Here is a 13,152-nt window from a genome sequence, read left to right on the forward strand (position 1 = left end):
ATTGTCCTTGACGCCTGAATTTCAATTCATTATGGTGCCTGGAATAGATTCTCACTAAATAAGTTAAAAAGGGGGCGTCTATGGAGGTCGGCAAGGTCCGTAATTTTGTTTTTCTTGCCCAAAGTGGGGCTGGAAAGACCCAGCTAGCCGAGGCCATGCTCTTTCTTGCCGGGGTGACCAAGCGCCTGGGGAAGGTGGATGATGGCAATAGTATCCTTGATTTTGAGCCCGAGGAACAAAAACGCCGGATCACCATTTCCACCTCTGTTCATCACTTTGGCTGGAAGAAACATCTCCTATTTCTTATGGATACCCCAGGAGAGGATAACTTTCAGGCCGAGGCCCGCTTGGCAGCTCGGGTGGCCGACAACGCCGTCTTCGTAGTGGACGCCACCGATCCCGTGAAGGTTCAGGCCGAAAAGGCCTTTTCTCTGGTTAAAGAATTCAACCTTCCGTGTGCTATTTTCATCAACAAGATGGATCGTGAGCGGGCTAATTATGATCAGGCCTTAGAGGCTGTAACCAATGCCTTTGGCATCAGGACGGTTCCGGTAGCCATCCCCATTGGCCAGGAGGCTGACTTTAAAGGAATTATCGACCTTATCTCTTACAAGGCCCTTCTTTACTCTGACGATGAATCTGGGAAGTTCCAGACGGGAGAGATACCGGCAGACCTTAAAGACCGGGCCGAGGAGCTGAGGGCCAATCTTATTGAATTTGCTGCCGAAAGCGATGACGAACTTTTGGAGAAGTTCCTTGAAGGAGAAGAGCTTAGCCCGGAGGAGATCGCCACTGGCCTTAAGGCTGGCATCACCGCCGGGGCCTTTGTCCCGGTATGTTGTGGCTCCGGCCTCAAAAATATCGGTGTCCAGCTTCTTCTTGACCTTTTAGTTTCTTTTATGGCCACACCAGAGGAACGCGGGCCCGTTAAGGGTAAGAACCCGGCCTCTGGTGAAGAGGAAGAAAGAGAACCGACTGGGGAGGCTCCGGCCTCGGCCTTCGTCTTCAAGACCCTGATCGACCCCTATGCCGGCCGGCTCTCCATCGCCCGGGTTTACTCGGGAACCATCAAACCAGATGGCATTCTCCTTAACGTCAACAAGGATTTTCAGGAGCGTTACAGTAATGTCTTTGTTCCCGAGGGTAAGGGGCAAAAGCAAATCTCAGAGGCCGTAGCCGGGATGATTATCGCCCTGGCCAAACTGGCTGAAACCCGCACGGGAGATACCCTCTCTGACCCTAAGGCCCCCATTGTCTATCCTATGCCGGAGATGCCTCACCCTGTAATTACCTACGCCGTTCATCCCAAAACCAGACAAGACGAGGAAAAGATTGCCGCTGCCTTGGCCAAACTCCAGGAGGAGGATCCCACCATCCATGTCTCCCGTGATGAGGAAACAAGGGAGCTTCTCCTCTCCGGTCTGGGGCAGATCCATATTGAGGCCACGGTGGACAAACTGAAGCGCAAGTATGGGGTAGATGTTGATCTTTCTCTGCCTAAAATTCCTTTCCGTGAGACCATAAAGGCGGCCAAAAAGGGGGTTATTTACCGTCACAAGAAGCAGACCGGTGGTCGAGGTCAGTTCGCCGAGGTGCACTTTGATATTTCCCCACTTCCTCGGGGAGAGGGGTTTGAATTCGAGGAGGCCTTGGTGGGGATGAATGTGCCTCGTAATTTTGTCCCCGCGGTGGAGAAGGGAATTCGCGAGGCCATGGAGAAAGGCCCCCTGGCCGGCTTTCCGGTGGTGGATGTCAAGGTTCGCTTCTACGACGGCAAATCACATGAGGTGGACTCTTCGGAGATGGCCTTCAAGATAGCGGCCATTATGTGTTTTAAGAAGGGGGTCTCGGAGGCCAATCCGGTGATCCTGGAACCCATTATGGAGCTGGAGATTACAGTTCCTGATGCCTATATGGGCGATGTTATCGGAGACCTCAATGCCCGACGGGGGCGGGTTCTGGGAATGGACGCCAAAGACGGCTCTCAGGTGATCAAGGCCCAGGTTCCTCTGATGGAGGTTCAGAAGTATGCCCTTGACCTCAATGCCCTCACTGGTGGCCGGGGGACTTTCACCATGAGGTTCTCACACTATGAGGAAGTTCCTCCGGCTTTGGCCGAAAAGATTATTGCCGCCACCAAACAAGAGCAGGAGAAGGAGAAAAAATAATGAGATACTCGGCAGGGATCCTGATTATCAGTGATTCTCGATCTCAGGGCCGAGCCGAGGATACCTGTGCCCCGCTGATGAAACGTCTCCTTCAAGAGGCCGGATTCAATGTAGTTGCCGATCGAGTTATTCCTGATGATTACGAGACCATCCTCAGCAAGCTGGTGGATTGGTCCGACCAAAAGGGATTGGCCCTTATTCTCACCAGTGGAGGGACGGGACTTTCCCCTCGGGATGTAACCCCGGAGGCCACCAGAGCGGCCATAGAACGGGAAATTCCCGGGATTCCCGAGGCCATAAGGATCGAGGGGCTTAAAGCCACCCCCCGGGCCATGCTTTCCCGGGCTGTAGCTGGAGTGCGGGGGAGAAGTTTGATCATCAATCTTCCTGGTAGCCCCAAGGCTGTAGAAGAATCTCTCGGAGTAATCCTTCCGGTCCTTGAGCACGCCATAAAGAAGATCCTGGGAGATCCAACCCCCTGCGCCCGCTGACAGGCCCCCGAGGGTCTTTTGTGAGGAGGGCTGGTGCTAGATATCTTCAAAGTGACCTTTCCGGTGAGTGGGGTAAGTACCTGGGTCTTCCTCCCTCCGCTGGTCACCTTCATTCTGGGTTTTTTTGGGGCCATGGCCGGTATAACGGGAGCCTTTCTCCTTTTGCCCTTTCAGATGAGCGTCTTGGGCTATGTCACTCCGGCGGTCTCTGCCACCAACCTTTTGTACAATCTTTGGGCCATTCCGGGAGCCCTTTACCGCTATATCCGGGAGGGCCGTATGAATTGGCCTTTGGCCCTGGTGATGACCTCGGGAACGATACCGGGGATGTTCGGAGGCTATCTCATCCGGGTCTTTTATTTGCCGGATCCGCGGCGGTTTAAGGCTTTGGTAGGAGCCGTTCTTCTTTATCTGGCCGGAAGGCTTTTTAGTGATCTCGTCCGGGAAAGGGGCGAAAGGGGGCCGGTGACCAGGGTGACCGGGATTCGTTTGGGAATTCGCTATCTTTCTTTTGACTATGGAAGGCGGACTTATCGGATTGACCCCCGTCCCCTTTTTGGCCTCAGCCTTCTGGTAGGGCTGGTGGGAGGGGCCTATGGAATTGGCGGCGGAGCGATTCTCTCTCCCTTCTGTGTGGCTGTGCTCAAGCTCCCGGTCTATGCGGTGGCCTCGGCCTCTCTTTTTACCACCCTGGCCAGTTCGGTGGCCGGAGTGATCTTTTACTCTGTGGGGCCTTCTTCAGGCCCGGAGACCAGACCGGACTGGCTCCTGGCAGCCCTTTTCGGGCTGGGCGGACTTATGGGGACCTACCTCGGGGCCCGGCTTCAAAAATACATTCCCGAGCGGCCCATCAAGGTAGGGCTGTTGTTGGTTGTCCTGTTTGTGGGAGGAAGATATCTTTGGCAGACGCTGCCCCTTGTCTTTGCCTGGATGCAAAGATAATTTTCCCAAATATTTTTCAATCTCCCGAGGAGAAAGGAGCGGTTCTATGTCCACGCAGTTAGAGAAGGCTCGAGAAGGGGAAATCACTCCAGAGATGGAAGAAGTCGCCCGTCAGGAGGGGCTATCTTCAGAGGAGGTTTGCTCCCTGGTGGCTGAAGGTCGGGTGGTCATCCTCAAAGGGCGCTTTAAGCAAAAACGGGTGGTCGGTATTGGTCATCGGTTGCGGACAAAAATAAACGCCTCCATCGGGACCTCAAGCGAGGTCTGCGACCTGGAGCTTGAGAGACGCAAGGCTCGAGTGGCTGAAGAGGCTGGGGCCGATACCCTCATGGAGCTTTCGGCCGCCGGTGATCTGGACCAGATTCGTCGGGAAATCCTCCGAGAGGTCTCTCTTCCTGTGGGAAATGTGCCTCTTTATCAGGCCTTCTGTGATGCGGCCAGAAAGTATGGTTCTCCACTAAAGCTTGATCCTGAAGAGCTCTTTGAGCTTATTGAGCGGCAGTGTGCCGATGGGATTGCCTTTATGGCCATTCATTGTGGCATAAATCTCTGGACTATCGAACGTCTTAAACGCCAGGGGTACCGTTACGGAGGGCTCTGCTCCAAGGGGGGCACCCTTATGGTCCAATGGATGATAGAAAATAATCGTGAAAACCCTCTCTATGAACAGTTTCATCGAGTGGTGGATATCCTTCGGCGTTACGATACGGTGCTTTCTCTTGGCAACGGCATTCGGGCCGGGGCCATTCATGACTCCCTTGACCGGGCCCAGATGGCGGAGCTGATTATCAACTGTGAACTGGCAGAGGTGGCTCGCGAGGCCGGCTGTCAGGTTATGGTTGAGGGCCCGGGGCATGTCCCCCTTGATGAGATTGCTCCCAACATTGTGGTTCAGAAACGTATGTCCGGTGGGGCTCCATATTATATGTTGGGCCCTCTACCCACTGATGTCGGGGCGGCCTGGGATCACGTTACCGCAGCTATTGGAGCAGCCCATTCGGCTATGGCCGGGGCCGACCTCATTTGTTACATCACCCCGGCCGAGCATCTGGCCCTTCCCAACGAAGAGGATGTGACCATAGGGGTCAAAGTGGCTCGTCTGGCAGCCCACGCTGGAGACGTAGTCAAACTTCGAGGGCGGGCCGATTTGGCAGACAAACAGATTAGCAAGGATCGGCGGGATCTTCTCTGGGGCCGGCAATTTGAAAATATGCTCTTTCCAGATGATGCTCGCCGTCTGGTCGAGGAGAGACGATCCATCGGGAGCAAGGGCTGCTCTATGTGTGGTGACATGTGTGCCCTTAAACACGCCGCTGATGTATTTACTCCCTACATTAAGGGTGACAAGCTTAATAAGTAGTCCTTTCTTGACAGAGAGGCGTTCCATGTTATTTTATGCCGCGATTTTCTTGGGAGGTTTGCCTCTATGTATGCTATTGTTCGAACAGGTGGAAAGCAGTATAAAGTTGCCCCTGGTGAGGTAATTAGAGTGGAGAAACTCTCTGGTGAGGTAGGCCAAGGGGTTGAGCTTACGGAAGTTCTTTTGGTCTCTCAAGGGGAAGAGGTCGTTATTGGTCAACCTCTGGTGGAGTCGGCTAAGGTCAAGGCGGTAATTGTGGAACAAGGTCGTTATCCTAAGGTGGTTGTCTTTAAGAAAAAGAGGCGTAAAAATTACAAAAAGAAATATGGGCACCGTCAACCCTATACGGCCCTTAAGATCGAAGAAATCCTTTTAAGCTAGGAGGCTTGCTATGGCCCACAAAAAGGCAGGTGGCAGCAGTCGAAACGGTCGAGACAGTGAGAGTAAGCGCCGAGGGGTAAAGCGCTTTGGTGGTCAATATGTCAAGGCCGGAAACATCTTAGTGCGTCAGGTGGGGACGAAATTTCATCCCGGCTTCAATGTAGGTATGGGTCGGGATTTTACCCTTTTTGCCAAAATAGATGGTGTAGTTACCTTTGAGAACTACCGTGGCCGTCGGGTAGTTAGTGTCTATCCTATGGAGCAATATCTTCAGAGAATCAAGCAAAAGGCCGCCTAGAGGCGTGAATCCTTGGTGATGTTTAAATGGCCGCCTTCGGGCGGCCATTTTCGTTTACCTATGAGGGAACGCAAAAGATCCCCGGAGAGTACGGCTGGTCGATGCATTTGCTGTCGTCACTATTATCTCACCTGGGATCGTCGTTTTCCTCACGGCTGTAAGGCCTTCGGTTTTAAATCGGCCGGTCCTCCCAGTCGGCTAGTCCTTCAGAGCTCCGGTGCCCTGTGTCGCCTCTTTGTCGCCAAAGAGGCCAAAAAACAGTCGGAATAATTAGTTAGATGCGTTTTGTTGATCAGGTAAAGATCAAAGTCAAAGCCGGGCGTGGCGGCAATGGATGTGTCAGCTTTCGGCGGGAGAAGTATGTCCCCAAGGGAGGTCCTGATGGAGGTGATGGGGGCCGGGGAGGAGATGTCATCTTGGTTGCCACAGATCAGCTCCACACCCTCTATGATTTTCGCCACCGGGCGGTCTTTAAGGCCCATCCTGGCCAACATGGACGGGGAAAGAAACAGACCGGGGCCGACGGGGAGGATCTTATCGTCTATGTGCCCGTGGGTACAGTGGTCAAGGATCCTGAGACCGGAGCAGTGCTTAAAGATTTTACCCGGCCTGGAGAGCGCTGGGTGGCCGCCCGGGGGGGGCGGGGAGGCCGGGGGAATGCCCACTTTGCCACCCCTACAAGGCAGGCCCCCCGATTTGCTGAGCCGGGGCAGCCGGGAGAGGAACGAGAACTTCTCCTGGAGCTCAAACTTATTGCCGATGTAGGTCTGGTGGGTCTGCCTAATGTCGGTAAGTCCAGCCTTTTAGCCCGTTTGTCAGCAGCCCGGCCCAAGATTGCTGATTATCCCTTTACCACCCTTCATCCTGTCTTGGGGGTGGTTTCGGTAGGGGAGGGAGAGAGTTTTGTTATCGCCGATATTCCCGGTCTTATCGAGGGGGCCCATCAGGGCGTAGGATTGGGGCTTGATTTCCTCAGACATATTGAACGAACCAAAATTATTCTCCATGTGCTTGATGCCTCCCGGGGCAAGGAGGCCCTGACTGATCTGGAGGTAGTCAAGAAGGAGCTGGCCTCCTACGAGATGGAACTTCTCCAGCGGCCTCAGGCCATAGCCCTCAACAAGATAGATTTGATCTATGATCGCTCTGAGCTTCAGCCATTAAAGGAAACCTTAGAAGATAAGGGCTATCGGGTGTTTTTGGTCTCGGCAGTTACTGGAGAGGGTTTGGCAAATTTGACCTCTGGCCTTTATCAAATGTTGCGAGAGATTCAAGACCATGGGCAAAGAGGTGAGACTTAAGTATCTTCAGGGCGTACGCCGTCTGGTGGTTAAGGTGGGCAGTGCCGTGATCACGGCCGCTGACGGCCTTAATCGCCAGGTAATCGACAATCTTTCGGCCGAACTTTCTCGCTTTATGCGCCAGGGATATGAGGTTGTTTTGGTCTCTTCCGGAGCTATTGCCTGCGGGCGGCGCAAGATGGGATTCCACGGCCGAAGCCTGCCAGAAAAGCAGGCCTTGGCGGCCATCGGTCAGAGTGGCCTTATTGAGGCCTATGAGGAGGCCTTTGAGCGATATGGTCAGAAAGTGGCCCAGATTCTTCTTACCCGGCAGGATTTAGAGAGCCGGCAGCGTTTTCTGAACGCCAGAAATACCCTGAAAGTTCTTTTTACCTGGAAGGTTCTGCCTATCGTTAACGAAAACGACACGGTGGCCATAGAGGAAATCCAGTTTGGTGACAACGATACTCTGGCGGCTCTTACCGTAAATTTAGTGGAGGCTGATCTTTTGGTCTGTCTTTCCGATGTTGATGCCCTTTATGACCAAGACCCCCGTCTTTCTCCCCGGGCCCGTCCCCTAACCTTGGTAGAAAAGATAGACCGTAGGATAGTAGAAATGGCCGGAGATCGTCCGGGCCGCTTGGGCCGAGGGGGAATGGGGACAAAGATTAAGGCCGCCCAGATGGTCACCTCTGCCGGAGTGCCTATGGTGATTGCTGGTGGTCGGATACCCGGGATTCTGGAGCGGATCTTTGCTGGTGAAGAGGTTGGCACCTTTTTTGTCCCCTCGGGACGCAAACTTTCCAGCCGGCGATACTGGATCGCCTACAATCTCAAACCTACCGGGGCCATTATTATTGATGCCGGGGCTAAAAAGGCCCTTGTCAAAGATGGGGCCAGCCTTCTTCCGGTAGGGGTCAAGGCTGTAGAGGGTAATTTCCCCCGGGGGGCCTGTGTAGAATGCCTGGATGAAGAAGGCCGCCGTGTGGCCATAGGGCTCAGCAACTATTCAGCGGCCGAGATTAGAAGGATCATTGGTTGCCGTAGCCCTGAAGTCTGTCGTCTTATGGGAGCTCAGGCCCCTCCGGAGATCATCCACCGGGACAACCTGGTTCTGGCCGAAGAATAGCCCTTTTAGGGCCGTTGCCGGGCTGGAGAGGTCGTGTTAGTTTTTGCTCCGCCATGAAAAGGATAGATTATCAGGCCCTTTTGAACCCCGCCCAATATGAGGCTGTAACCACTCTCTATGGCCCTCTTTTGGTTATTGCCGGGGCGGGCTCCGGTAAGACCAGAACCCTCGTTTATCGAATGGCCCGCTTGGTAGAGGAAGGGATCCCTCCAGAGAAGATTCTCCTTCTGACTTTTACCCGAAAGGCGGCTACCGAAATGCTTCGCCGGGCCTCGGCTATCCTCTCGGAAGATCGTTGCGAACGGGTTCTGGGGGGGACCTTTCATAGCCTCTCCCATCTGATGCTCCGAGAATATGGGGAGCTGGTGGGCCTGTCCCGCCACTTCACCATTATGGATCGCGGTGATGCCGAAGATGCTATTAACCTTCTGCGTAATGCCCTTGGTCTTGCAGGAAAGGGACGACGTTTTCCCAAAAAGGAGACCATCGCTGCTATTTTCAGCAAGATGGTTAACAAAATGATGGGACTGGAGGATCTCATCGAGGCCGAATATCCCCACCTTTTAGGAGACATAGAGGATCTAGCCCGGCTTTTTCGCCACTATGTTCAATATAAACTGGAGCATCAACTCCTGGACTATGATGATCTACTTGTCTACTGGCGGCGCATATTGGCTGAATTCCCCAGGGTGCGGGAGTCTGTGGCTGAGCGCTTTAATTTCATAATGGTTGATGAATATCAGGATACCAACCACCTGCAGGCAGAAATAGTTCGCTTTATGGCTGAAGGACATGAGAATGTCATGGTGGTTGGGGATGATTCCCAGTCTATCTATTCTTTCAGAGGGGCCAATTTTCGTAATATCTTAGAATTTCCTCGTCTCTTCCCCGGGGCCAAGATCATCAAACTGGAAGAAAACTACCGAAGTACCCAGCCTATTTTAGATTTGGCCAATGCCGCCATTGCCCGGGCTAAAGAGAAATACACCAAATGCCTTCACACCAAAAGAAAGGGAGGAGAGCTTCCGGTAGTTTTTCGCGGTCGCGATGAGGCTGAGCAGAGTCGATTTATTGCCGACAGGATCCTCGAACTTCGTGAGGAGGGTGTAGAACTTTCCGATATCGCCGTGCTTTTTCGTTCTAGTTACCACTCTTTTGATCTGGAACTGGAGCTAACCAAGAGGGACATTCCCTTTGTCAAACAAGGGGGAATGAAGCTTATCGAAACAGCCCATATAAAAGACATTATTGCTCACCTAAGAATTATCGTTAATCCAATAGATATGCTTTCCTGGAATCGGATTCTCCTTCTTATTGAGGGGGTGGGGCCTAAGACCAGCCAACAGCTTATAAACTATCTGCGTTATACCCCCGAGCCCATCAAGGCCCTAGAGACCTATCCAGCCAAGCCGGCTATAAGAGAAGGCCTTGGTCGATTGGCCAGGACCCTTTTAGCCATGGCCAAAGAGGGACTTTCTCCGGAGGAGCGTTTGGAGATACTTTTTGAGTATTACCTTCCGCTTCTCTCCCGGGTCTACCATGACGATTATCCCAAGCGGGAAAAGGATCTTGATCATCTTCTTTCCATTGTCGGTCGCTACCAGGACCTGGATGATTTTCTAACCGATCTGGCCCTTGAACCTCCTGAAGCCAGCGTCGCCTCTGTAGAGCCTTACGATACTGATCGAGAATGTTTGGTTCTTTCGACTATTCATTCGGCTAAGGGCCTGGAGTGGCATACGGTCTTTGTTATCTCTCTTGTGGAAGGTCGTTTCCCCTCAGGATATTCTCTCGGCCGAGAGGATGATCTTGAAGAGGAGAGACGTCTTTTCTATGTAGCGGTTACCAGGGCCAGGGAGCGCCTTTATCTTACCTACCCGGGGACAATGTATATTCCTGGCCAGGGGAGGACCATCGCTAAAGCCTCCCGTTTTTTGGCTGAGCTTCCAGCAAGGCTCAGTCGTAATTGGCACGAAATACAGGCTGAACTGTCCCCGGATGAGGCTTCGGTGGTCATTAATATCGAAACTGGTCCGGCCTTTCAGCCCGGTGAGTGGGTCAAACATCCGGTCTTCGGGACGGGTCAGGTAAGAGGTATGACCGATCAACATAAGGTTGTTGTGAATTTTGAAACTGCCGGAACCAAGACCCTCCACCTCAAATATGTCAAACTAGAACGACTGGCCCCATGAACTTTAGCCAGGCCTGCGCCTTTCTTAACTCCTTTCAGTTCCACGGGATGAAGCTAGGCCTTGAGCGTATTCAGGCCCTCATGGAGGCCCTGAATAACCCCCATCTTCTCTACCCCGTAGTCCATGTTGCCGGCACCAACGGCAAAGGATCCACGGCGGCTATGTTGGCCAGAATCCTTCAGGAATCAGGCTATCGGGTGGGCCTCTACACCTCTCCTCATCTTGTCTCTGTTCGAGAGCGATTCCTGGTCTCTGGCCAGATGATATCTCCCGAGGCCTTTGCCAGGATTATGACCGATCTTAAACGGCTGGTAGAGGCCGGCTATCAGGTCACCTATTTTGAACTGACCACCGCTCTGGCCTTTGTTTTCTTTGCTGAAGAGGGGGTAGATGTAGCCGTTATAGAGTGCGGTTTAGGGGGCACCTATGATGCTACAAATATCGTCCGCCCGAGCCTCTGCCTGATTACCAACGTGGGACTTGACCATCAGGCCTATCTGGGACGGACCAGACGGGAAATTGCCCGCGAGAAGGCGGGTATTCTCAAACCGAGAACCCCCGTAATTACAGGAGCAAGGGATGTGGCCTTAAAGGAAATAGCCTACAGGGCTTCGATCCTTGACTGTCCCCTTTATGTCGCTGGAAGAGATTTTAAGGCCTGGGGCAGGAAACGTCTCTACTTTTCCTTCCCGGAGAGAGACTTTTGCCTTGAATCTATAGCCCCGGGGCTAAAAGGAAAATATCAATTTCGAAATGCCTCTCTGGCTTTGGCGGCGGCTGTTCTTCTCGGCGAGGCTGGTTTTGAGAAGATCTCTCCGGAGACAATAAAAAGGGGGCTAGAATCGGTCTTTTGGCCGGGGAGGCTGGAAGAAATTTCTCTGCCTGAGGGCAGGGTTATTCTTGATGGGGCCCACAATCTTGATGGTGTTCGGGCCCTAGAAAGAGAAATCCTGGCTAGAGGTTTGGACAGACGTTTCATTCTCCTTTTTGGAGCCACCGATGAAGGGGGAGATAAACCCTACCTTGAGATGCTCAGAATCCTGGGGAGTCGGGCCAAAAAGGTTCTTATTACTGTCCCTGAAGGACCTCGAAGGCCTATCACTGTTGATACCTGGCGAAGTCTTATCCGTGAAGGGCTTCCCTTTGAGGTGGCCGCCCTGGTAGAAAAGCCTTCCTCAGCCCTCAAGGCGGCTCGAAAATTGATTTCTGAGGAAACCCCCCTGTTAGTGGCCGGCTCTCTTTATCTGGTAGGAAAGGTTCGAAACGAACTCCTTAGCGGCCTGATTACATCTTGAGTTGGTTAAGGTACTCTTTGAGCCTTTTTATTCGCTCCCTGGCTTCTTCCACTTTGCCCCCTTCAAGATCCTGGTCCAAGAGGTCTACTTCTTGTTTTATCTGACGTAGCTCCTTTCTCACCCGATCAAGGGCCAGATTGGCCGCCTCAGCCAGGGAATGGAAACGATCTGTCCGGCGGAGTCGGAATATTTGGGCAAAATTTCCCCGGGCTACACTTTTTAAATCTTCTTCAAGCCGATAGATAGGACCAGCAATCTGTTGGGGGAAAAAGATGGCAAATATAACCCCCGCCGCCAGACAAACTCCTCCGGAGGCTAAAATTACCGGCAGAAGCAGGTCGCTTACTCGCCTAATGGTAATATGAGCCTGGTAAAAGGATTCGTCTATTCGTTTGTGACTAAAAAGATACATAATGAAAAGAGCAATGGAGATGGAGATAATCACCACCAGGATAATGCGGCTTAGAATCCAGATCTGAAGGTCCCTTTTAACTGCCAGGTTGAGCTTTTTTCTTTTGTGCATCTTTTTCACCTTAACGATATCGTTGGCCATGACAGGACAGGCAGAGGTTACGTCCTCTTTTGCGGAGAAGATACGGTTCCTTGGCTGAGTGAGGATTATGGCAGCTGGCACAAGTGACTACACCATTAAAAACCGGGATCCCTTCGGCCAGCATTCCCTGACGTAAATGGACATTGACCGGGTGAGAGGCCCCCAGACTATGAGAATCATGGCACTTAAAGCAGGCATCAAGACCAGCCACCACCGGAGAGTTCAGATTTTTGTGATGACCATGAGAACGTTTTGCCTGAGAAGTCTCTTTTTTTATAGTGCCCAAACGCCAATTTAGAGCTCCATCACTCTGGATCTCAAGTAGAGGTTCCTCCATCGGGCTTTGGTAGAGATCCACTGCGACCTTTCGAGCCGGTGGTACCTGGGGGCCGGCAAACGAATGATCTGTGGTGAAGGAGATCTTAGTCTGGCTCTCCTCACCACTGATATCTCGCGCCGTTAATAGGCATTGATATTTTTTCCCTACCTTAAGTCCGGCAAGAGAGATTACCTGAAAGGTGTAAAAATCTCCCTCACTCATCCCCTGGACCCCATTGCAGTTTATCTCTACCTCCGTAGGGAGGTCGGTCTTCACACAGATTTTGGCTTCTATCCAGGGGCCTTGCTCTAGGCCGCAGAGTTTGGCTTCTAGGATGGCTGGTTTGTGTCCCTGGGGCAGGGAGGGAAGACTTTCCAGAGAAAGACGTTCTTGAAATGTCGGCCCCTGGGATTCAAAGACCAAGTCATATTTCCTTAGGCGACCCGGAAGAATAATGTAGGCGGTGCCCCCGAGATGATGTCTTTCTAAAAACCACTTGATGTCTTTAGAGTTGATGCTTTTCGTCGAAGACGACCTGTCTATTTGTCCGTGGCACATCTCGCATTGGTCTTCCATAAAAGGGGGATGAATAGAAGCCATCCCCATTCCTTCCATGGGGTGGCAACCACGGCATTTGGCTGCCTCCGCGCCCCCTCCAAGAAGGATAAACAACCCCCCTAGTAATAAAAGAATGATTCCTGTTTTCTTTGCCCCCGACATGATCTTCATAACCCGATTGTTTGT

The 13,152-nt window shown here is 52.4% G+C and carries 13 protein-coding genes; 11 read left to right on the forward strand and 2 right to left on the reverse strand.

Translation table 11 applies throughout. The annotated features are described in order from the left end of the window. Positions 1-80: 80 nt before the first annotated feature. The 11 genes from fusA to G4V39_RS09775 all read left to right on the forward strand — a co-directional run bounded on the left by fusA (position 81) and on the right by G4V39_RS09775 (position 11,536). Positions 81-2,168 (forward strand): elongation factor G, encoded by a 2,088-nt coding sequence (gene fusA / locus G4V39_RS09725; RefSeq protein ID WP_166032747.1) that lies wholly within the window; start codon positions 81-83, stop codon positions 2,166-2,168. Next, the gene (locus G4V39_RS09730) at positions 2,168-2,659 is read left to right on the forward strand and encodes a MogA/MoaB family molybdenum cofactor biosynthesis protein (protein ID WP_166032748.1); all 492 of its coding nucleotides are present in this window, start codon (positions 2,168-2,170) and stop codon (positions 2,657-2,659) included. The genes fusA and G4V39_RS09730 overlap by 1 nt, the downstream gene beginning before the upstream one ends. A 33-nt stretch (positions 2,660-2,692) precedes the next feature. Beyond that, a complete protein-coding gene (locus G4V39_RS09735; RefSeq protein ID WP_246169668.1) occupies positions 2,693-3,601 on the forward strand; it encodes a sulfite exporter TauE/SafE family protein in 909 nt (302 codons plus the stop codon). A gap of 46 nt (positions 3,602-3,647) precedes the next feature. Further along, entirely contained in the window at positions 3,648-4,961 is a 1,314-nt protein-coding gene (gene thiC / locus G4V39_RS09740; RefSeq protein WP_166032749.1) for a phosphomethylpyrimidine synthase ThiC, read from the forward strand. Positions 4,962-5,027: 66 nt separating this feature from the next. Continuing rightward, a complete protein-coding gene (gene rplU / locus G4V39_RS09745) occupies positions 5,028-5,342 on the forward strand; it encodes a 50S ribosomal protein L21 (protein WP_166032750.1) in 315 nt (104 codons plus the stop codon). A gap of 10 nt (positions 5,343-5,352) precedes the next feature. Next, a complete protein-coding gene (gene rpmA, locus G4V39_RS09750) occupies positions 5,353-5,640 on the forward strand; it encodes a 50S ribosomal protein L27 (protein ID WP_166032751.1) in 288 nt (95 codons plus the stop codon). Between the two features lie 60 nt (positions 5,641-5,700). Then, positions 5,701-5,910: a uracil-DNA glycosylase gene (locus G4V39_RS09755; RefSeq protein WP_166032752.1), complete on the forward strand. Its 210-nt coding sequence runs from the start codon at positions 5,701-5,703 to the stop codon at positions 5,908-5,910. Between the two features lie 8 nt (positions 5,911-5,918). Then, on the forward strand, positions 5,919-6,941 hold the full coding sequence (obgE, locus tag G4V39_RS09760; RefSeq protein ID WP_166032753.1) for a GTPase ObgE: 1,023 nt from the start codon (positions 5,919-5,921) through the stop codon (positions 6,939-6,941). Then, complete coding sequence (gene proB, locus G4V39_RS09765) at positions 6,931-8,049, forward strand: glutamate 5-kinase (RefSeq protein WP_166033124.1); 1,119 nt, start codon at positions 6,931-6,933, stop codon at positions 8,047-8,049. Before obgE ends, proB begins: the two co-directional genes overlap by 11 nt. A 53-nt stretch (positions 8,050-8,102) precedes the next feature. Next, positions 8,103-10,241: an ATP-dependent helicase gene (locus tag G4V39_RS09770; protein ID WP_166032754.1), complete on the forward strand. Its 2,139-nt coding sequence runs from the start codon at positions 8,103-8,105 to the stop codon at positions 10,239-10,241. Continuing rightward, the gene (locus tag G4V39_RS09775; RefSeq protein WP_166032755.1) at positions 10,238-11,536 is read left to right on the forward strand and encodes a bifunctional folylpolyglutamate synthase/dihydrofolate synthase; all 1,299 of its coding nucleotides are present in this window, start codon (positions 10,238-10,240) and stop codon (positions 11,534-11,536) included. Before G4V39_RS09770 ends, G4V39_RS09775 begins: the two co-directional genes overlap by 4 nt. Here the strand turns inward: G4V39_RS09775 and G4V39_RS09780 are convergent. Beyond that, positions 11,526-12,089 carry a methyl-accepting chemotaxis protein gene (locus tag G4V39_RS09780; RefSeq protein WP_166032756.1) on the reverse strand — a complete coding sequence of 188 codons (564 nt, stop codon included), beginning with the start codon at positions 12,087-12,089 and terminating at the stop codon, positions 11,526-11,528. The genes G4V39_RS09775 and G4V39_RS09780 overlap by 11 nt on opposite strands. Beyond that, a complete protein-coding gene (locus G4V39_RS09785) occupies positions 12,070-13,080 on the reverse strand; it encodes a cytochrome c3 family protein (RefSeq protein ID WP_166032757.1) in 1,011 nt (336 codons plus the stop codon). The genes G4V39_RS09780 and G4V39_RS09785 overlap by 20 nt, the downstream gene beginning before the upstream one ends. Positions 13,081-13,152: the final 72 nt, after the last annotated feature.

This window comes from Thermosulfuriphilus ammonigenes (assembly GCF_011207455.1).
Lineage (GTDB): Bacteria > Desulfobacterota > Thermodesulfobacteria > Thermodesulfobacteriales > ST65 > Thermosulfuriphilus > Thermosulfuriphilus ammonigenes.

Excerpts from the sequence above, each read along its gene's own strand:
- thiC (WP_166032749.1), top strand. The coding sequence starts at position 3,648 with ATGTCCACGCAGTTAGAGAAGGCTCGAGAAGGGGAAATCACTCCAGAG.
- obgE (WP_166032753.1), top strand. The coding sequence starts at position 5,919 with ATGCGTTTTGTTGATCAGGTAAAGATCAAAGTCAAAGCCGGGCGTGGC.
- G4V39_RS09755 (WP_166032752.1), top strand. The coding sequence starts at position 5,701 with ATGAGGGAACGCAAAAGATCCCCGGAGAGTACGGCTGGTCGATGCATT.
- G4V39_RS09775 (WP_166032755.1), top strand. The coding sequence starts at position 10,238 with ATGAACTTTAGCCAGGCCTGCGCCTTTCTTAACTCCTTTCAGTTCCAC.
- G4V39_RS09730 (WP_166032748.1), top strand. The coding sequence starts at position 2,168 with ATGAGATACTCGGCAGGGATCCTGATTATCAGTGATTCTCGATCTCAG.
- G4V39_RS09770 (WP_166032754.1), top strand. The coding sequence starts at position 8,103 with ATGAAAAGGATAGATTATCAGGCCCTTTTGAACCCCGCCCAATATGAG.
- rplU (WP_166032750.1), top strand. The coding sequence starts at position 5,028 with ATGTATGCTATTGTTCGAACAGGTGGAAAGCAGTATAAAGTTGCCCCT.
- rpmA (WP_166032751.1), top strand. The coding sequence starts at position 5,353 with ATGGCCCACAAAAAGGCAGGTGGCAGCAGTCGAAACGGTCGAGACAGT.
- fusA (WP_166032747.1), top strand. The coding sequence starts at position 81 with ATGGAGGTCGGCAAGGTCCGTAATTTTGTTTTTCTTGCCCAAAGTGGG.
- G4V39_RS09780 (WP_166032756.1), bottom strand. The coding sequence starts at position 12,089 with ATGGCCAACGATATCGTTAAGGTGAAAAAGATGCACAAAAGAAAAAAG.